This window comes from Sphingobium sp. Z007, from assembly GCF_900013425.1.
GTDB lineage: Bacteria > Pseudomonadota > Alphaproteobacteria > Sphingomonadales > Sphingomonadaceae > Sphingobium.
In genome coordinates this window covers 2,255,095-2,273,929 of record NZ_FBXK01000005.1, presented here as the reverse complement: position 1 = coordinate 2,273,929, position 18,835 = coordinate 2,255,095, and the positions used below count along the sequence as shown (strand labels likewise).

General features: G+C 65.5%; 21 protein-coding genes. 11 read left to right on the top strand and 10 right to left on the bottom strand.

Features of this window, described 5'->3' with window-relative positions; all coding sequences use genetic code 11:
- The first annotated feature begins 181 nt into the window (after positions 1-181).
- The 3 genes from CEQ44_RS19000 to CEQ44_RS18990 are packed head-to-tail and all read left to right on the top strand — an operon-like array spanning position 182 to position 1,907.
- Positions 182-1,093, top strand: a complete 912-nt coding sequence (locus tag CEQ44_RS19000) for a tetratricopeptide repeat protein (RefSeq protein ID WP_088183368.1) — start codon at positions 182-184, stop codon at positions 1,091-1,093.
- A gap of 5 nt (positions 1,094-1,098) precedes the next feature.
- A complete protein-coding gene (locus CEQ44_RS18995) occupies positions 1,099-1,713 on the top strand; it encodes an LON peptidase substrate-binding domain-containing protein (RefSeq protein ID WP_088183369.1) in 615 nt (204 codons plus the stop codon).
- Positions 1,710-1,907: a Trm112 family protein gene (locus CEQ44_RS18990; RefSeq protein WP_088183370.1), complete on the top strand. Its 198-nt coding sequence runs from the start codon at positions 1,710-1,712 to the stop codon at positions 1,905-1,907. Before CEQ44_RS18995 ends, CEQ44_RS18990 begins: the two co-directional genes overlap by 4 nt.
- A gap of 270 nt (positions 1,908-2,177) precedes the next feature.
- On the opposite strand, the gene CEQ44_RS18985 is transcribed toward CEQ44_RS18990, so the two are convergent.
- From CEQ44_RS18985 to CEQ44_RS18950, 8 genes are all read right to left on the bottom strand, one after another.
- A complete protein-coding gene (locus CEQ44_RS18985) occupies positions 2,178-2,609 on the bottom strand; it encodes a RidA family protein (RefSeq protein ID WP_088183371.1) in 432 nt (143 codons plus the stop codon).
- Between the two features lie 19 nt (positions 2,610-2,628).
- The gene (locus CEQ44_RS18980; protein WP_088183372.1) at positions 2,629-3,888 is read right to left on the bottom strand and encodes an aminotransferase class V-fold PLP-dependent enzyme; all 1,260 of its coding nucleotides are present in this window, start codon (positions 3,886-3,888) and stop codon (positions 2,629-2,631) included.
- Positions 3,885-5,021, bottom strand: a complete 1,137-nt coding sequence (locus CEQ44_RS18975; protein ID WP_088183373.1) for an aminotransferase class I/II-fold pyridoxal phosphate-dependent enzyme — start codon at positions 5,019-5,021, stop codon at positions 3,885-3,887. The genes CEQ44_RS18980 and CEQ44_RS18975 overlap by 4 nt, the downstream gene beginning before the upstream one ends.
- Positions 5,018-5,422, bottom strand: a complete 405-nt coding sequence (locus tag CEQ44_RS18970) for a cytochrome c (protein WP_088183374.1) — start codon at positions 5,420-5,422, stop codon at positions 5,018-5,020. The genes CEQ44_RS18975 and CEQ44_RS18970 overlap by 4 nt, the downstream gene beginning before the upstream one ends.
- A gap of 1 nt (position 5,423) precedes the next feature.
- Positions 5,424-7,010, bottom strand: coding sequence for a flavin monoamine oxidase family protein (locus CEQ44_RS18965; RefSeq protein ID WP_088183375.1), 1,587 nt, complete (start codon positions 7,008-7,010; stop codon positions 5,424-5,426).
- Positions 7,011-7,032: 22 nt separating this feature from the next.
- The gene (locus tag CEQ44_RS18960) at positions 7,033-7,527 is read right to left on the bottom strand and encodes a RidA family protein (RefSeq protein ID WP_088183376.1); all 495 of its coding nucleotides are present in this window, start codon (positions 7,525-7,527) and stop codon (positions 7,033-7,035) included.
- A gap of 80 nt (positions 7,528-7,607) precedes the next feature.
- Positions 7,608-10,244, bottom strand: a complete 2,637-nt coding sequence (locus CEQ44_RS18955; protein ID WP_088183377.1) for a TonB-dependent siderophore receptor — start codon at positions 10,242-10,244, stop codon at positions 7,608-7,610.
- A gap of 251 nt (positions 10,245-10,495) precedes the next feature.
- On the bottom strand, positions 10,496-11,098 hold the full coding sequence (locus tag CEQ44_RS18950; RefSeq protein WP_088183395.1) for a TlpA disulfide reductase family protein: 603 nt from the start codon (positions 11,096-11,098) through the stop codon (positions 10,496-10,498).
- A gap of 43 nt (positions 11,099-11,141) precedes the next feature.
- Between CEQ44_RS18950 and argH the strand changes: the two genes are divergently transcribed.
- From argH to CEQ44_RS18930, 4 genes are read left to right on the top strand one after another with little or no spacing between them, the layout of a single operon-like run.
- On the top strand, positions 11,142-12,512 hold the full coding sequence (gene argH, locus CEQ44_RS18945; RefSeq protein WP_088183378.1) for an argininosuccinate lyase: 1,371 nt from the start codon (positions 11,142-11,144) through the stop codon (positions 12,510-12,512).
- The gene (locus CEQ44_RS18940) at positions 12,509-12,766 is read left to right on the top strand and encodes a hypothetical protein (RefSeq protein ID WP_088183379.1); all 258 of its coding nucleotides are present in this window, start codon (positions 12,509-12,511) and stop codon (positions 12,764-12,766) included. Before argH ends, CEQ44_RS18940 begins: the two co-directional genes overlap by 4 nt.
- Positions 12,767-12,783: 17 nt before the next feature.
- Positions 12,784-14,049: a diaminopimelate decarboxylase gene (gene lysA, locus CEQ44_RS18935; RefSeq protein WP_088183380.1), complete on the top strand. Its 1,266-nt coding sequence runs from the start codon at positions 12,784-12,786 to the stop codon at positions 14,047-14,049.
- Complete coding sequence (locus CEQ44_RS18930; RefSeq protein WP_088183381.1) at positions 14,049-14,813, top strand: bifunctional precorrin-2 dehydrogenase/sirohydrochlorin ferrochelatase; 765 nt, start codon at positions 14,049-14,051, stop codon at positions 14,811-14,813. Before lysA ends, CEQ44_RS18930 begins: the two co-directional genes overlap by 1 nt.
- Here CEQ44_RS18930 and CEQ44_RS18925 read toward each other — a convergent pair.
- Positions 14,804-15,427, bottom strand: coding sequence for a response regulator transcription factor (locus CEQ44_RS18925; protein ID WP_088183382.1), 624 nt, complete (start codon positions 15,425-15,427; stop codon positions 14,804-14,806). The two genes, CEQ44_RS18930 and CEQ44_RS18925, sit on opposite strands and share 10 nt — an antisense overlap.
- 156 nt (positions 15,428-15,583) lie before the next feature.
- Here CEQ44_RS18925 and CEQ44_RS24540 point away from each other — a divergent pair, with 156 nt between their 5' ends.
- The 4 genes from CEQ44_RS24540 to CEQ44_RS18905 all read left to right on the top strand — a co-directional run bounded on the left by CEQ44_RS24540 (position 15,584) and on the right by CEQ44_RS18905 (position 18,086).
- Entirely contained in the window at positions 15,584-15,724 is a 141-nt protein-coding gene (locus tag CEQ44_RS24540) for a hypothetical protein (protein ID WP_176400265.1), read from the top strand.
- Positions 15,721-16,533 carry a HEAT repeat domain-containing protein gene (locus tag CEQ44_RS18915; protein WP_254913646.1) on the top strand — a complete coding sequence of 271 codons (813 nt, stop codon included), beginning with the start codon at positions 15,721-15,723 and terminating at the stop codon, positions 16,531-16,533. The genes CEQ44_RS24540 and CEQ44_RS18915 overlap by 4 nt, the downstream gene beginning before the upstream one ends.
- Positions 16,521-17,444, top strand: coding sequence for a transposase (locus CEQ44_RS18910; RefSeq protein ID WP_088183384.1), 924 nt, complete (start codon positions 16,521-16,523; stop codon positions 17,442-17,444). Before CEQ44_RS18915 ends, CEQ44_RS18910 begins: the two co-directional genes overlap by 13 nt.
- A 75-nt stretch (positions 17,445-17,519) precedes the next feature.
- Positions 17,520-18,086 carry a response regulator transcription factor gene (locus CEQ44_RS18905; protein ID WP_088183385.1) on the top strand — a complete coding sequence of 189 codons (567 nt, stop codon included), beginning with the start codon at positions 17,520-17,522 and terminating at the stop codon, positions 18,084-18,086.
- Between the two features lie 22 nt (positions 18,087-18,108).
- On the opposite strand, the gene CEQ44_RS18900 is transcribed toward CEQ44_RS18905, so the two are convergent.
- Positions 18,109-18,774: a TetR/AcrR family transcriptional regulator gene (locus CEQ44_RS18900; protein ID WP_088183386.1), complete on the bottom strand. Its 666-nt coding sequence runs from the start codon at positions 18,772-18,774 to the stop codon at positions 18,109-18,111.
- Between the last annotated feature and the right edge of the window lie 61 nt (positions 18,775-18,835).

Here is an 18,835-nt window from a genome sequence, read left to right as displayed (position 1 = left end):
GGCCCTTTCCCACGCCCGGCCGCCCAAATCCTATCCACCAGGGATAGCCGGTCGGGTGAGAGGGCCGGAACAGGATAGTGTTCGATCCTTTCCTGCCCTCATCTTGTCCCAAAGGGGTGACGCCCCACATAAGGCGCGGTATGACGGCGGCGGATGACCGCATGGACAGGAGACAAGACGCGTGGCGACCCTGGGATTGAGCGAGGCCGATAAGGCGGCGGTAGAGGCGTTTCGCCAGGATGTGGTGGAGCCTTCGCGCACGCAGTTGGTGATCGTGGATTTCTGGGCGGAATGGTGCGGCCCTTGCAAGCAGCTGGCCCCGGTGATCGAAAAGGTCTGCGCCGATTATGCGGCCAAGGGCGTCAAGCTGGTCAAGGTCAATGTCGATGAGAATGGCTTTATCGCGAGCCAGTTCCGGGTGCAGTCGATCCCGACCGTCTATGCCGTGTTCCAGGGCCAGCCGGTCGCGGACCTGACCCAGGCGCGGACCGAAGGACAGCTCAAACAATATCTCGACCAGTTGCTGGCGCAATTGCCGATCGAATCGGACGAAAAGGCGCAGTTGCAGGAAATCGCGCCGCTGATCGCCATGGGCGAAGAGGTGCTGGCCGCGGGCGACGCCGAGCGTGCGCTGTCGGTGTTCAGCCAGATCGACGCGATGGCGCCCGACAATGTGGAAGTGGTGTCCGGCTTGGCGCGGGCGCTGGTGGCGCTGGGGCGGTTGGACGAGGCCGAAGCGGTGCTGGATGCGCTGCCCGCCGATGTCGCCAGGAGCGTTGCGATCGACCAGGCGCGCGCGGCGATCGCGCTGGCGCGGGACGTGAAGCCGGTGGCCGACCTGTCGATCGTGCAGGCGAAGGTGGACGCCGATCCCGACGATCATGAAGCGCGGTTCGAACTGGCCGGCGGGCTGATGGCCAATGGCGACCGGGATGGCGCGGCCGACGCGCTGCTGGAGATCGTGCGGCGCGACCGGGCGTGGAACGATGGCGCGGCGCGAACGCAGTTGTTGACCATCTTCGAGGCGGTGGGCCTGGAAGATCCGTGGGTGTCGGCGCAGCGGCGCAAGCTGTCCCAGATTTTGTTTTCGTAGCCGCCATGCCATTGGCCCGCGTCTCGATCTTTCCCTTGCCCGGCGCGCTGCTGCTGCCGGGCATGGACCTGCCGCTGCATATTTTCGAGCCGCGATACCGTGCGTTGATCCATGATGCGATGGCGCGCGATCGGCGGATCGGCATCATCCAGCCGCGCGGGGGCGGAGCTGTGCCGCCGCTGTTCGATATGGGCTGCCTGGGTCATGTCAGTCATATCGAGGCGCTGGACGACGGGCGGTTCAATATCGTGTTGACGGGCCTGGCGCGATTCCGGCTGGTGCGTGAATTGCCGGTATCGACGCAATTCCGCCAGATCGAGGCCGATGTCGAACAGACGCCCCAAGAGGATGAGGTGCTGCACATGGCGGAGCGGGCGGCGCTGGAGCAGGAATCGCGGCGTTTCGCCGACCTGCTGGGCTATGTGGTGGATTGGACCGCGGTATCGCGGCTGGACGACACGGCGCTGGTCAACGGCATCGCCCAGATCGTGCCGTTCGATCCGGCGGCCAAGCAGACATTGTTGGAGGCCGATACGCTGTCCGAACGATCGGAACGGATCATCCAGCTGATGCAGATCGTCGGCCGGATGGAGCGTGACGGCGGGGCGACGATGCAGTGAATGGCGGGGCAACGAGTGGCGAGGTTGCGTCGGTCGATCCGTGGTTGCTGGAGAAGCTGGTATGTCCGGTGACGCGGACGCCGCTGCGGTGGGACGCGGCGCGCAATGCGCTGGTGTCGGAGGCGGCGGGGCTGGCCTTTCCGGTGCGCGATGGCGTGCCGGTGCTGGTGGTGCGGGAAGCTGTGGCCGTCTGAAGGCGGCGAGTGTTGGGCAGAAGCGGACGTTCAGCAGGCGGGTTGTATAACCGGCAAGCTGATGCCCCATTACCGTCACCCCAGCGAAGGCTGGGGTCTCAGGCGACGATGCAATGCGGTTGAGTAAGTGCCTAGCCGAACCGCCGCGCGCCTCCGCACAAGACCCCAGCCTTCGCTGGGGTGACGGGATTTTTACGTCGCCTTTCGCGTGAGGTCTCGCGCAAAGCGGAATGGCAGTAATCCACCCAAGTCAGCCAATTCCTGCCGCCCTCATTTGAACGCGGCGATGCATTCTACTTCCAGCGGCGCGCCCAGCGCCAGGCCGTCCGCGCCGAAGGCGCTGCGGGTGGGGAGGCGTTTGCCTTCGAAATAGGGGAGGTAGGCGGCGTTGAAGCGGGGCCAGTCGGCCATGTCGTCCAGCATCACGGTGCATTTGACGACATGGCCGAAGTCGAGGCCATTGCTCACCAATATCTTGCCGATCGAATCCATCGCGCTCTTTACCGCGGCGTCGAAGCCTTCCTTATGCTTGTCCATGCCTTCGGGCGCCTGGCCGATCTGGCCGGACATGAAGAGGATGTCGCCGACCCGGATCGAGGGCGAGAAGGGGAGCTTGGCGGGTAGGGCCTGCGGCGCGGCGGCGGGTTGGGCGAAAGCGGGGGTGGCGGCCAGCAACAGGGCGGTGGCGAGAAGGCGCTTCATAAGTCTCTCCTTATAAGGATCAGGCGCGAGGTAGCGCGGCGAGCAGGCGGTCTATGTCCATCCTATCGTTGAAGATCGACGGCGCGATGCGGAAATGATGATCGTGCAGGGAAATGCGGACCTGCGCCTTGGCCAGTGGGTCAGCGAGGCGGGGCTTCGCATCGGGCAGCAGGGCGGTGAGCAGCGGCGTTTGCGTGCCGGGCGGGGTGATGAGGCGGTAGCCCTTGGCAGTGAGGCCCTCGCGCAGCGGGGCGATCAGGCTTTGGGCATGGGCCTGGATCGCGGGGACGGTGAGCGCGGCGATATGGTCGAGGCCATGGTCGATCGCGGCGACCACCGCCTGGGCATAGGTGCCGGTGCCGAAATGGCCGAGCGCGCCGGGGCGGATGGCGTAGCTGACCGGCATATTGCCGGGCGGGTCCATGGGATAGACATGGGTTTGCGGCGGGGACAGGCCGATGCCGGGCGGGGCGCCGGGCGCGGCGAAGCCATAATAGCCGAAATCGGCCAGCGGCAGGGCATCCAGCACGCCGCGCCGGGCATAAAGGAAGCCGAGGCCGAAATCCCCCATCAGCCATTTATAGGTGGCGCAGGCAGCGAAATCGACGGTGCTGGCGTGAAGATCGACGGGGATCGCGCCGGCGGCATGGATGATGTCGGCATAGACCAGCGCGCCTGTGGCATGGGCAAGGTCGCACACCGCCTTCAGGTCGTGGTGGAAGCCGTTATAGGTGGAGACGAGCGATAGGCTGACCAGTTTCGTGCCGGGCGTGATGGCCTTGGCCATGTCGTCCAGGTCGATGCGGCCGTCGCGCGCCTGGACCCAGGCGACATCGACCCCCTGCTTGGCCAGTTCCTGATACATGGGGAAGCCGGCGTAGAAATGCAGCGTGTCGGTGACGATGCGGCCTTTCTTGTGCGGAAAGCCGAGCGCGCGCAGCACGGCCTGTTCCCCCATGGTGGTGGATTGGACCCAGCAGAGTTCGTCCGGGTCGGCGTTCACCAGCCGGGCGAATTTGGCGATGGTGGCGGCGCGGTCCACAGGCTTGCGCGCCGCGGCGGCAGGATCGAGCGTGCGGGCGGCGACATAGGCGTCCATCGCGGCGCGCGCGCCCAGGCTGATCGGGTGGGTCGAGGCGCTGTCGAGATAGGCGGTGGGAGTGGGCGCGAAGCTGGATCTGTCCGGTAGGCTGGGCGTGGTCGCGCTGGCGCGGGCCGCCTGCGCCGCCAGCGGGACGGCAATCGCCGCGCCCAATGCCTGACGGCGCGACAGGGTCATGCCAGCGCCTTAAGCAGCGCGCTTTTGAACGCCTGCATTTCGGGTGGCGTGCCGAAAGAGACGCGGACCCAGTCGTCCATATATTTGCGGGGGCCGCCGATGAAGATTTTCTGGGCGGCCAGCGCCGCGGTGACATCCTTGCCGGGGCGGCCGACATGGATCATGGCGAAACTGGCCTGCGAGGGCAGATAGCGGAGGCCATGGGCGTCCGCCCAGGCGAACAGATCGGCGCGCACGCCCTTATTATAGGCTTTGCGCTGGGCGATGAGGCCCGTGTCGAGCAGGCTGGCTTCGGCCGCGATGACGGCGGGCATGGGCGTGATGTTGACGCCATAGTCGGCCATGCCGTCGAGCAGATCCTTGCGCCCCGCGATCAGGCCGCAGCGCAGACCGGCGAGGCCATAGATTTTCGAGAAGGTGCGGGTGACCAGCAGGTCTTCGCCCGTTGCCACCAGGTCGAGGCAGCTTTGCGCATCGCTATACTGGATATAGGCTTCGTCGATCAGCAGGATCGCGCCCTTGGGCTTGTTCGCCAGCAGCCATAGGATATCGGCGCGGCTGGTGGTGAGACCGGTGGGGTTGTTGGGGTTGCAGAGATAATAGACGCCGGCATCGGGTGCGGCGGCGCGCAGTGTGCGCACGTCCACGGCATAGTCGCCGCTCAAGGGAACCGCGACGGCGCGGGTGACGGCCTGATTGCCCTTGCCCAGGAACCCCTGGTCAAAGGTCGGTTCGCAATAGGCGATCGGGCGGTCCTTGGACGAATAGGTCAGCGCGACCGATCGCAAGGGCATGAAGGAGCCGGGATGGACCTGGACCTGGTCCGGCGACAGGCCGTTCTGCCGGGCGAACAGGGTTTCGAGCTTGCCCGCAAAGGCCATGCCGTATCGGCCCGCCAGCGGATCGAGGCCCGACAGCGCGTCCAGCGCGGCGGGGCAGGGGCCGAGCGGGTTTTCGTTGCTGTTGATTAAGATGCCGTCGGTCAGCGATGCGACCATGGCCTTGGGATCGTCGGGCAGGTCCACCTTGCGCCCGCGCTGGGCGAGGGCGGGGGCGGCGGTACTCGCGACGGCGGCGACGCCGATCGCGCCGTGCATCAGCATCCGGCGGGAGAGGGCGGCGGCGTCGGTCATTCTTCGCTGCTTTTGATGGCGGCGGCGATGCGCTTCACATCGGCTTCTGCGACCGGATCGGCATAGGCGTTGTCGAAATGGGTGCGGACATAGCCGACCACGGCGGCGACCTGGGCTGGGGTGAGCATTTCGGAGAACCAGGGCATCCCGCCCTGGCCCTTCATCACCACGGTGATGGGATAGTCCACTGTCGCCAGTTTCGCATTATGGGCCAGCGCCGGGACGGTGCCGTCGGGCGAGCCCTGCGCCTGGGCCAGATGGCAGGCGGCGCAGACCTGCTTATAGACCTGCTCGCCATCGGGCAGCGCCAGCTTGACCGGGCGGCCGCCGGGGGAGTCCGCCAGCGCGGGCGCGGCGGCCAGCACGGCTAGCGCCGCGAGGCGGATCAGGGTGCGCCGCATGTCAGGCCGCCTGCGCATGTTGGTGAATCTGGGTGATCGCATCCATGCCCGACAGGATGGAGCCTTCCATCCAGCCGCCATAGTAACTGGCATGTTCGCCCGCCAGCACCACGCGGTTGTCGAGCGTGACGAGGTTTTTGTAATGCGCCTTGCGATTGTCCTCGTTCCAGGCGGAGGTGCAGCCCAAAATCCAGGGCACCCGGCTCCAGGGCACGGACACGCCGTTCAGATATTCCTTGCGATATTGCGGGTGGAACACTTCGCCTTGCTTCAGCGCGGTTTCGATCCGTTGTTGCGGGGTCATGCCGGCCAGCTGGAAGCCGGCGAGGTCGCGGGCGAAGGCGCCGAGCAGCACAGCGGGGCCGGTGCCGAACATCTTGTCATTGGGATAGGATAGCTGGGTGATCGACTGGTCGGTGAAGCTGTGGCCGCCATAGATGTTGTCGTCCTCCTCCCAGAAGCGGCGCTTGAATTCCAGGCCGATCTTGACGTGGCCGCCATAGGGAACGGCCTTCATCGCGGCTTTGAGCGCCGGGGACACCTGCATATCGACCTGGCTGATGATCGAGAGCGGAATGGTGCAGACGCAATAATCGGCGCTGACATCGTGCATCTGGCCGCTTGCGACATCCTTGTAGCTGACGGTGACGCCCTTATCGGACTGGGCGACCTTCACCGCCTTGGCGTTGTAGGTGACGACCTTGCCGATCTTCTTGGCGAAAGCCTTGCCGATCATGTCCATGCCGCCAACCGGCTGGAACATGGTCGTCTGCATGACATAGCTGAAATAGAAGGACATGGCGGTCCAGACCTGCGGATCGAGCACGTCCTGGAGCTTGGCGATCTGCGAGGGGGTGGGCGCGCCGTTGCGGCCGCCGCCGGGGGGCTGGTCGTAGCCGCGCTGGGCGGAGACTTTGAGGCTGCTGGTATAGGCCATATTCTTGTCGAGCACGCCCCAGCCGCGCAGCGCTTCCATCAGCTTTTCCTGATCTTGCGCCGACAGCTTGTCGTCCAGCGCCTTGGCACTGATCGCCTTGGCCAGCAGTTCGGAGGTGTGCCCCTTAAAGTCGGTCGCGACTTCCTTGTAGCGCATCGGCTTGCCGCCAAAGGCTTCGGACGAATGGATGAAGCCATTATGGTTGAGCTGGATGAAGGGTTCCAGCGCGACGCCGAACTGGCGGCAATAATGAAGCAGCGCCTTATGGTGATGCGGGATGCGCCAGGGGCCGGGGTTGAGGTAATTGCCCGGCGCGAACTGCACCTTCTGCACCGTGCCGTCGCTTTCGGTGAAGCTGTCGCCGCCGCGCAGCGAATAGTTGCGGCCGCCGGGGCGATCCTGAAACTCCAGTATCTTGACGCTATAGCCCGCCTTTTGCAGCTCATAGGCGGCGGCCATGCCGGCGAGGCCAGCGCCCAGGATGACGACCGACGCACCGGGCTTGGCGCCCGACAGGACGGGCGGGCCGGTGAACTGGGTTTCGGCGGCGTGGCCGAGCGCGGTCATCGCCTGATACATGGCGGCCGCGCCACCAACCTTGCCGATCATGGTCAGGAGGTCGCGGCGGCTGGGTGCGGTGCTGTCGGTCATGATGTCCCCCCTTGTTACGCGCTCAGGGCGCCTTGGCGGCGATCGCTTCGATCTCGACCAGTTGCTGCGGGCGACCAAGGCCCGCAATCTGGAAGGCGGAGCGGGTCGGCAGGTTGGGCTGATCGGGCGTGCCGAAGAATTTCTTGTAGGATTTCGTCATGCCGTCGCGGTCCATCTTGCCGCCCAATTTGGGATCGCCGACCAGGAAGACGGTGAGTTTCACGACGTCGCCCATGGTGAGGCCCAGTTCGGCAAGCTGCGCCTTCATCTTGGTGAAGATGGACAGGGTCTGCACTTCGGTATCGCCGAATGCGCCGGGGCTTTCGACATCCTTGGCGTCGATCGGCGCGGCGGTGGCGCCGGAGAGATAATAGAGGGTGCTGCCGGGCGGGATGATCGCCGCGCTGGCGATCATGGCACCGGGCGCCTGTTTATGTTCGACGGTGGCGGCTTGAGCGGAGGCCGGGGCCGAAGATACGGCCATCGCGGCCAGCATGAGTGCGGTCAGTGCCTTCATATCAATTCCCCCTGATCGTCCTATGCGCAAAAAGATAAAGGGTCGGTCCGATGGTTCGGACCGACCCTTTTGCGTGACTTCTAGAATTTGAAGTCTAGGCGGGCATAATAGTAGCCGCCCGATGTGCTGTAGGCGCTGTGCCCGTAGGAGGCGCTGTAGGAGCCGGAACCGTTTTCATAGGGCGACACGCCGGTCGGCACGACCACGCCCTTCAGCAGCTTGGGGATTTCCGGCTTCTTGTTGAACAGGTTGTTGGCGCCCAGCGAGAAGGTGACATTGTCGGTGAAGTCGTAATTCACCTCCAGATCGGTGATGGCCGCCGCCTTGGCCACGCCGTTGAAGTAGAGCTGGTTAGCGTTCACACCGTTCACGATCGCGCCGTCGGCAATCAGGAAGCCGCCTTCGGGGATCACGATCGATCCGTTGGCGGAGGAAGTGAAGGCCGGACGCACCAGGACGCTGGTCTTGCCGTAGAAGGTTTCGCGCAGGTTGACGGCGAAACGGCCGCTTTTGAACAGAGCGTTGGCGACGACCTTATAGTCCGGGCTGGCGCGTTCGATATTGCTTTCCGATGCGGCGTTGAACAGCGGATAGCCCAGCTTGTTGTTGGTGATCTTCGTCTTGTTATAGTTGGCGGTCAGCGACAGGTTGAGCTGGCCGAAGTCCAGCGCGACAGGATAGCTGGCCGAGAAGTCGATGCCCCAGGTGCGGGTGTCGACGCCGTTGGTGAAGCTCTGTACGCCGATCGTGCCGCTGGTGAAGAGGGCGCTGTCGAGGACGATGCCCGCGGCATTGAGGGCGTTCAGAATGTCAGCGCCGCCGGGCTGCGCCACGCCGTTGAGGACGGCGTTGCGGGCCGCGGTGCCGGTAATGCGATCCTTGATCTTAATCAGATAGCCATCGACCGTGATCGCGAGCTTAGGCACCGGGCGGACGACGAAACCGGCCGAGAAATTCTTCGACTTTTCAGGCTTCAGCGCATTGAAGCCCAGCAGCGCGGCGGCAGGCGAGCCGGCGGGCAGCTGTGCGACGGCGCTGGTCGGGCCGACGTTGATGGTCGAATATTTCTGTTCCTGCAGCGTCGGGGCGCGGAAGCCGGTGCTGGCGGTGCCGCGGATGGCGAAGGCGTCCGAGAAGTCATAACGGGTCGTGACCTTGCCGATCAGGGTATCGCCGAAATCGGTATAGTCTTCGTAGCGGCCCGCAAGATCGACGCTCCAGCCGTCGATCGGCTTGGCAATCAGGTTGATATAGCCCGCCTTGGAGCTGCGCTGAAATTCGCCGGCGTCGCTTGCCTTGTAACCTGGGAAGGACTGGACGCCGGTCTTGTAGGTCGAGATGGAATCACCGGCGATGATTTCATATTCGTCCTTGCGATATTCGCCACCGAACGCCAGCGTGATCGGACTGGCGAGGCCAGCTTCAAATTCCTTGCGGATATCGGTGGTCAGCGTGGTCTGGGCGAGCTTGAAACCGCCGTCATAGGCGCTGTCCGGCGTATTGGCGACGCCGATGCCGCGCAGCTGGTTCTGATAGCTTTCCTGCCAGATTTCGCGATGGGCCGACGCTTCGGTCCAGATATCGTCCTTCTGCGACCCATAGGTGCCGGACACGTCATAGTTCCAGCCGCCGCCAAATTCGCCTTTGACGCCGACGGTGACGCTATATTCATTCTCGATCACATGCTGGAGCGGGACCATGCCGACGACGCCGGTGTCGCCATAGCAGATGCTGGGATCATAAGCGGCCGGGGTGACGCCGCCGCCAAGATTGCCGGCTTCGTAGCAAATGCGCTTGGGATGGCGGTAGCCCTGCTTGGCCCATCCTTCGCGGCGGCTGTAATCGCCGAAGCTGTAGAGTTCGACGCCGCCGAAATCATAGCCCATATTATAGAAGGCGATGTTGAGGTTGGTCTTGGGCTGGCCGCCATTGATGCCCGACAGCGCGTCGCCAGCGAGGTTGGACCATTGGGCCGGGGCATTGGGTTGCAGCGTGCCGTCCTGTTGCGTAACGAGCACCTGGCCCTGGCCGACGGTGGTGTAATCCTGACGCCGGTGGAACAGGGTCAGGTTGAAGAAGCCGTCTTCGCCCAGTTTGAAGCCGACATTGCCCGAAGCGGAGAAGAGTTCGCCCTCACTATCATAATATTGACCGCCGGTGACCTTGAACGTGCCGCCTTCGCTATTGTCCTTGAGGATGAAGTTAAGGACGCCGGCGATCGCGTCGGTGCCGTAAACGGCGGCGGCGCCTTCCTGCAGCACTTCGACGCGCGAAATGGCGTCGGGCGGGATGACGTCGATGCTGGGCGCGGCGGAACCCTGGAACGCGCCGGAGATCACCTGAAGAATGGCGTTGCCGTGGCGGCGCTTGCCATTGACCAGGACCAGCGTGTGGTTGGGGCTGAGGCCACGCAGGCGGGCCGACAGCGAGAAGCTGGACAGATCGGTACCCTGTGTCTGGGCGGTGAAGCCCGGCACCAGTTGGGTCAGAACCTGGTTGAGGTTCGGCTGGCCGACATGGCTGATGGCTTCTTCGCTCAGCACCTGAACCGGCGCGGCGGATTCGGCCGCCGCAATGCCGACGGCACGCGTGCCGGTGACGATGATGGCGGCGCCTTCATCGGTCTGCGGCTCCTGCGGCGCGTCCTGCGCGATGGCGCAAGCCGACCAGGACGAAGCGAGAATAAGTGAAAGTTTGAGCGCGGACAGTCGCGTCATTCATGCCCCCTGTTTTTGCATTTATGATGACAAGGGGGATGACGGATGGGTGAAAGCAATCCGCTATTGTAGCGCAAAAAAATACGCTAAAACGCAATATTTCTCGATTATTTCCATGTCAAAAGTGGTCGAAGATATTGTAATTCGGAAAGGACGGGCAAGTGACAACTGTGCAAACCCGCCATGCCATTTTGCAATCAAGCGGCGTGGCGGGTTTTCAACTCTGCTTCGTTATGATTAGATTCAGCCGGTCAGGATGCCATCGCCGCGTCGATCAGCGTCTTAGCCGCCGGCCCCTCCCAGTCCATCGCGCCGATCACACGCACCATTTCCTTGCCCTGTGCGTCATAGATGACCGTGGTGGGCAGCAGGCCGGTGGCATAGTGGAAGCCCAGCTGGTTTTCCGGGTCGGCCCAGGCCTTCAAGTGGGGCAGGTCATGTTTGGCGAAGAAGGGCTTGGCGGCCTTTAGCCCCTGATTGTCCTGCGAGATGGTGAGGACGGCGAGGCCCTTGGGACCGTAGGTCGCCGCGATCCGATCCAGCGTGGGCATTTCCGCGATGCAGGGCGCGCACCAGGTCGCCCAGAGATTAACCAGCAGCGGCTTGCCCGCGAAGTCCTGGAGCGTCTTGTCGCCGCCATCGGGGTTCTGGAACGCGAAGTCGGGGGCAGGGGTGCCCGCCTTGCTGCGGTCGAGCCGATAGTCGAAGCCGGTCTTCTTGGCGCCGCTGGTGGCTTCACCCGATGTGGCGGCAACCTCGCCGCTGCTGGCGGCATTGGCTTGCGCATTGACTTGCTCAGGGGGCGGCGATTGCCTATCGCAGGCCGCCAGAGCGGCAGGCAGGAGCAGTATCATTAGCGCGCGGAATGACGATATCACGGAAGCAGGCTCCAACAGCATGTGGGGCGGCCGGTTCGCCGCCGGCCCGGCATCGATCATGCGTGAGATAAATGCCTCCATCCCCTTCGACAAGCGATTGTGGAAACAGGATATCGCCGGGTCCAAGGCGCATGTCGCGATGCTGGCCGCGCAGGGCATCGTCGAGGGCGAGGACGCGCAGGCGATTACCGAGGGTTTGAACCGGATCGCGGCCGAATATGAAGCCAATGGCGTGCCGGTGAACCTGGACCTGGAAGACATTCATATGGTCACCGAGTCGCGGCTGGCCGAGCTGATCGGGCCGGTGGCGGGGCGGCTGCACACCGCGCGCAGCCGCAACGACCAGGTGGCGACCGATTTCCGGCTGTGGGTGCGCGACGCGATCGATGAGGTCGAGGCGGGGCTGCTGGGTTTGCAGCGGGCGTTGGTGGCGCGGGCGGACGAGAATGCGGACGCTGTGATGCCTGGCTTCACCCATTTGCAATCGGCGCAGCCGGTGACGCTGGGGCATCATCTGATGGCCTATTATGAAATGGTGCGGCGCGACCGCAGCCGCTTCGCCGATGCGCGCGGGCGGTTGAACGAATGTCCGCTGGGCGCGGCGGCGCTGGCGGGGACGGGCTTTCCGACCGATCGCCATGCGACGGCGGCGGCGCTGGGCTTTGCCAAGCCCACCGACAACAGCCTGGACAGCGTATCCGATCGCGACTTCGCGCTCGATTATCTGATGGCCGCGACGCAGGCGTCGCTGCACCTGTCGCGGTTGGCGGAGGAGTTCATCATCTGGGCGAGCCAGCCCTTCGGCTTCGTCAAGCTGCCCGACGCCTATTCGACCGGCAGTTCGATCATGCCGCAAAAGCGCAATCCCGACGCGGCCGAACTGGTGCGCGGCCATGCGGGGCGGATCATGGGGTGCATGACGGCATTGTGCGTGACGATGAAGGGGCTGCCGCTCGCTTATTCGAAGGATATGCAGGACGACAAGCCGCCGGTGTTCGAGGCGCACGACCTGCTGGCGCTGTCGATCGCGGCGATGACCGGCATGGTGGAGACGGTGACGTTCCGCACCGACCGGATGCGTGGCCTCGCCGAAAGCGGCTTTGCGACGGCAACGGACCTCGCCGACTGGCTGGTGCGGGAGGGGGGTATTCCGTTCCGCGAGGCGCATCATATCACCGGGCGTGCGGTGGCGGCGGCGGAGGCGGCGGCGGTGCCGCTGGACCAACTGCCGATCGCGACGTTGCGAGACATCGATGCGCGGATCGACGCGCGGGTCTATGCGGTGCTGACGGTCGATGCGTCGGTTGCCAGCCGCCAGAGCCATGGCGGCACGGCCCCGTCGCAGGTAAGGGCGCGGATAGCGCAGGCGAAAGAGGAGCTGGGATCATGAAGACGCGGACGCTGGCTGGCCTGTCCCTGATCGCGCTGGCGCTGGCCGGATGCGGCGGTCGGCAGCCGCTCAAACCCGTGACGGGGCAGAATGTGGCCGCCGTGCCGGTGGGCGCGGCGACGGCCCCGACATCGACGGAGCTGATGACGCCTTCCATTCAGGCGCGACCACAGCGCAATGTGGAATTGCTGACGCAATCGCGGCAAAGGGCCGACGACCCGTTCGACCTGCCGCCCGAAAAGCGGCCGCAATAAGTTTTAAGGACGCAAAGTTGGACCATTTTGACTATGTGAACGGCGCGATGCAGGTGGAGCAGGTGCCGCTGGATGCGATCGCCGATGCGGTCGGCACGCCCGTCTATGTCTATTCCACCGCGACGCTGGACCGCCATGTCAGTGTGTTCCGCGCGGGGCTGAGCGCGCTCGACAACCCGCTGATCGCCTTTGCGGTCAAGGCCAATCCCAATGCGGCCGTTTTGGCGACGCTGGCGAAACTGGGCCTGGGCGCGGACGTGGTGTCGGGCGGCGAATTGCTGCGCGCGATCGCGGCGGGCATACCGGCGGACCGCATCGTCTTTTCCGGCGTCGGCAAGACCGCGCAGGAAATGCGGCTGGCGCTGGAAAAGGGCATCTACCAGTTCAATCTGGAGAGCGAGCCGGAAGCCGAGATGCTGTCGGCGGTCGCGCTGTCGATGGGGAAGCGCGCGGCCGTAGCCTATCGCATCAATCCCGATGTCGATGCCGGCACGCATGCCAAAATTTCGACGGGCAAGTCGGAGAATAAGTTCGGCATTCCCTATGATCGGGCGATCGACAGCTATGCCGCCGCGCGCGATCTGCCGGGGTTGGATGTGCAGGGCGTCGCCGTGCATATCGGCAGCCAGCTCACCGATCTTGCGCCGCTGGAGGCCGCCTTCACCAAGGTCGGCGCGTTGATCGAGCAGTTGCGCGGGGCGGGGCATGACATCCGCACCGCCGATCTGGGCGGTGGGCTGGGCGTGCCTTATGATCTATCGCAGCCTTTGCCGCCCAGCCCGGCCGACTATGGCGTGATGGTGACGCGCGTGACGCAGGGCTGGCCGGTGCGGCTGATGTTCGAGCCGGGGCGGGTGATCGTGGGCAATGCCGGGGCTTTGCTGTCGCGGGTGGTGCGGGTGAAGCAGGGCGCGCAGGCGCCGTTCGTGATTGTCGATGCGGCGATGAACGACCTGATGCGGCCGAGCCTCTATGACGCCTGGCATGATATCCGCGCGGTGAAACCGGTAGGTGTGCGCGAAACCGCCAATGTCGTTGGGCCGGTGTGCGAGACGGGCGATACCTTCGCCATGCATCGCGACATGGATGTGGTGCAGGCGGGCGACCTGGTCGCCTTCATGACCGCGGGTGCCTATGGCGCGACGATGGCGGGCACCTATAACAGCCGGCCGCTGACGCCCGAAGTGCTGGTGTCGGGCGACAAGTGGGCAGTGGTGCGCGCGCGGCCGCCGATCGAGGCGCTGATCGAGGGCGACATCATCCCGGACTGGGTCGGCAGCTGATGCAGAGCCTGCCCGTCTTTCTGCGGCTGACGGGTCGGCCGGTCATATTGACGGGCGAGGGCGAGGCGGCGGACGCGAAGCGCCGGTTGCTGGAGCGGGCGGGCGCGATCGTCGTAGGCGAGGGCGATGGCGAGGCGCGGATCGCGATCGTGGCGGACGGCGACCCGGCGACGGTGGCGCGGCTGCGGGCGCGGGGCGTGCTGGTCAATGCGACCGACATGCCGGATCTGTGCGATTTTACATTGCCCGCGATCGTGGACCGTGATCCGGTGCTGATCGCGATCGGCACCGGCGGCGCTTCGGCGGGACTGGCGAAAGCGTTGCGGCAGCGACTGGAGGCGATGCTGCCGGCGCGGTTGGGCGACCTGGCGATGGCGCTGTTCGCGGCGCGGGCGGCAATCCGGGCGCGCTGGCCGGAGGCGGGCGAGCGGCGGCTGGCGATCGATGCGGGGCTGGCTCCGGGTGGGCCGATCGATCCGCTGCGCAACGGGGCGGTCGATGGGGTGCCGGGCTGGCTGACGGGTGAGGGGGCGGCAATGCCGTCGCGGCTGGAGGTGATCCGGCTGCGGTCGGGCGATCCCGACGACCTGACATTGCGGGCGGCGCGGCTGCTGGGGGAAGCGGACCGGGTCTATCATCAGCCGGCGGTGGCGGCGGCGATATTGGATCGGGCGCGGGCGGATGCGGCGCGGATCATGACGGATGCTCCGCCTGCCGATCCTGGCGATGGCCTGTCCTTGTGGCTGGAGATGGATCAGCCCTGAGCGGCGTGCAGGCGCTCTACCTCGTCATGGAGCGCCTGGATCGAGGAGACGAGGCGGGCGCGGTCGAGCTGCATTTCGCGCAGCGCTTCGCGGGTTTCGCCCAGTTCGACGGCGCGCCGGGCGATGCGGGCGTCCAGTTCGGCATTGTGGCGGGTGAGCGCGCCGACCTGTTCGGCGCGTTGGCACAGATGGCGCAGGCGGGCGTCAAGAACGTCGAAATCGAAGGGTTTGACGACATGGTCGTCAGCCCCGGCGGCCAGCGCCTCCACCGTGGATTGGCTGTCGAGCCGCCCGGCGATCATGACGAAGCAGGCGTTGCCGGCCAGGTTGGCGGCGCGGATCTTCTGCATCGTCGCGACCGCGGGCAACATCGTCAGGGCCATGTCGACTAGGATGATGTCGACCGGGCGGGTGACCAGCAAATTGAGCGCGATGAAGCCGTTTTCGGCCAGCGCGACGTCATAATTGAGATGCGACAGGCGGCGGGCGACGACAGCGCGCGCGGTGGGATTTTCATCGACCAGCAGCAGGCGCAGACGGCGCGGGGATCGCACCGCGTCGGCTGCGTCGTCCTGTTCGCCATGGCGGATGCGATTGCGCTTGAAGATCGGCATGTCGTCCCACTTTTCCCGATTCTGGCCTGACAGGAAAAGGATAGGAAGCCCGCCCGAAGAAATGGTTAACGCGCGAATGAGCGATTAATTCGATTTAATTGGTTCACCCATGCCGTGCGCCATAGCCTCCATCGCACATCGACGGAGGAGACCGACATGCCCGGACAGATCACACAGCTTGCCATCGAGGATATTGCCGACCTGCCGAATGGCTCCAGCCTGTTCGGGCTGGAGGATCGCGACGCGCTGGAGATCAGTGTGATGGATGTGGTGATTGCGGTGATCGTGCGGCCGTGATCCCGGCGGCGCTGGCCGAGGCGGTCGAAGCGGCCGAGGCCGCGCCGATCGACCGGGCGGTGGCGCTGATTCGGCCTTTCCTGTCGGACATTGGCTGGTTCGACGCGCTGCTGGCCGAGGGAATACAGGCGATGGCGGACGATCCCCGCCACCTACCGGGCTTTCGCGCGAGTCGCCAGCGGGCCGCGCGCCACCTGGTGCTTGCGCGGACACAGCGGATATGGCTGACCGCGAGCCTGCTGGATGGTGGGCAGGCGCCGTCCGAGCGGGTGCATTTTTCCGGTCGGGTGAGTCTGTGCCGTCCGTTGAACGGGCCGCTGGCGGGCGACGCCTGGCGGCTGGAGGGCGAGCGGGCGGTGATGGTCGGTGCGCGGTCCTGCGCGGCAGGAACGACGATCGAACTGGACGAGCGGCGCGAGGCGCTGTGCCTGCGGCCGACGCAAGCGCCGCTGATGCTGCTGCGGGCGCAGGTCGCGCCGACCGGGCCGGTGCAGGCGCGCATCCATGATCGCCGCGACGGGCGGGCGATCGACAGCGCGCAGGCGGACGAAGGCCATGCCCGCGCGCTGATGCTGTTGTCGCTGCTGCGGTTGCAGGGGCGGCGCGATGCTGCCGACCAGTTCGTGCAGGCGCTGGACGCGCCGCTGCCGGGACAGCGCTGGGCGGTGATGCGGGAATATCTGGCGCTCGACACGGCGCGCGCCTTGCCGGCGCTGCGGGCGATGGCGGGGCGGGAGAGCGATGCGGTCGTGCGTGGATTGGCGGTGAAGACGCTGTGCCAAGTTGGGGGCGCATCATGCCCCGCCTGATCGCGCCGCCGGACGATGATGCCGTCATTGACCTGGAAGCGCTGATCGACTGGTGCGAGAGCGGGGCCTTCGATCCGACATGCGAGGAGGGGCTGGCGGCGGCGGCGCCGACGCTGCGCGCGCTGTCGCGCAACCGGGATTTCCTGTCGGACCTGGCGGTGGCGGAGTTGAAGGATCGCTGCGCCGGGCAGCGGCGGGTCAATCCCTATTCGGCGCAGGTGCTGCTGCTGCATCCGCCGACCGACCGCTATGTGCTGCGCGCCGCTTTTTGGCCCGCGGAGCGCGATCATGTGGTGCGGATGAGCGGGGCGTCGGCCTTCCTCTATCATGTGCCGCACGACCATAGTTTCGACTTTCTGACCGTGGGCTATCTGGGGCCTGGCTATGCGTCGGACTATTATGAGTATGATCCCGACGGCGTGGCCGGGGCGGACGGGGAGGCGGTGGCGTTGCGCTTCGTCGAGCGCAGTTGCCTGTCGGAAGGCAAGATGCTGCTCTACCGCGCCAATCGGGACGTGCACGCCCAATTGCCGGCGGAGTCGCTGTCGGTATCGCTCAACATATTGGCGAGTGCGCCCGACCAGGGATGGCGGCGGCAATATCGGTTCGACACGGCGCGCGGCGCGATCGCGCAATGCATGACGGTGGCCAGCGCGCAACTGCTGCTGGAACTGGCGGTCGGGTGCGGCAGCGGCAATGCGATAGATCTGGCGCAGGATTTTGCCGTGGGGCACCCGGTCGATGCGATGCGCTGGACTGCGTGGCGCGCGATCGGGCTGGGCCTGGCGGATGGCAATGCGCGGCTGGCCCATGCCGAGCGGGGCGCAGGGAGCAGCAGCGCGCTGATCCGCCATGCGAGTGAGGCAGCGTTGCGAAGCATCCGTAACGGACATGAAATGGCTTGTTTTTAACGCTCTCCGCGGGTCGGATGTGGGGGACGAAGGCATGGCGGGCCAGTTGTGGGCAGAAGGGTGGAATGCCATGGCATGGGTGCGGATTTCGCGCCGGTCGCGCGGGCGCTGAGCGCGCGCGGCGTCGAACTGGCGATTGCGCCGGGGCAAGAGCCATGGCCGCTGGTGCGCGTGGGCGACGCGACCATCTTATGGCAGGGGATTGACGATCCGGCCGCGCGCGCCCGCGCGCTGGAGGCGGGCGCGCACGAAGTGGTCGGCCCCTGGATGCACGAGGCGGAGACGGTGGCGCGCATCATCCGCCTGGCCGATGCGGAACAGCCCCGGCTGCGGATCGGCGAGCTGACGATCAGGCTGGTCGATCGGCGGGTGGAGCGGGGCGGGCGGCCGATCCCGCTGTTGGCGCGGGAATATGCGCTGCTGTTGCATCTGGCGCGGCGGCCGGGACAGGCGATCAGTCGGGCGGAATTGTTGAGGGCGGTGTGGCGGCTGGACTTCGACCCTGGCACCAATAGTGTCGAGGTGCATATGTCTCGCCTGCGCGGCAAGTTGGATCGCGGCTTTGCCGTGCCGATGCTGCATACGGTGAAGGGGCGGGGCTATGCGCTGTGCCCGGACGGATATTGGCCCGAACGCGCCTGACCATGCGGCATGGCGGAAAGTCTCAGGCGGTTGGGGCGTCCGGTTGGGGCTGGGGCGCGTAGGCGCGCAGGAAGAGATCGACGGCAAAGGCGGCGTCGGCGGCGATTTCATTGGGCGCAGGCCGATCGATGCGGCCGATCAGCATCTGCTGGTGACAACCGGACATCGACAGCGACATCAGCGCGCGCGCGGCGTCGATCGGGTCGGCCGACCGCAACTGACCGCGCATCATTGCGCCGTGCAGAAAATCGGCGAGCAGAAGGCGCGTATTTTGCGGCGCGAGATCGAAGAAAATCTGGCTGAGTTCGGGGAAGCGCCGTCCCTGGGCGACGATCAGACGGTGCAGGGCGCTGGCGTCGGGCGAGGTGACCTTCTGGATCAGGCTGCGGCAAGCGCTCTGCAAGGTCGGTTCTAGTGCGCCCTGAGGATCGAGGAGCTGCGATAGCTGCGCCTGATAGGCCTTGGCCGCCCGCTCGACCACGGCAGCGAACAGGGCCTCCTTCGATGGAAAATAATTCCATAAAGTGCCCTTCGACCCACCCAGCTTCGCCGCGATGCCCGACATGGTGGTGTCGGCGAAGCCATGTTCGAGGAAATAGACCTGCGCCACGGTCAGGATCGCGTCGCGTCGATCCTGGCGGCGGGCTTCCCTTCTGCTGGGAATCACAGGCGCATCGGAGGATGTCATAAAATCGTACCATAGAGTACGCTATTTGAGTTGACAAGGCCAAGCGAGGGCGGCAATGGCA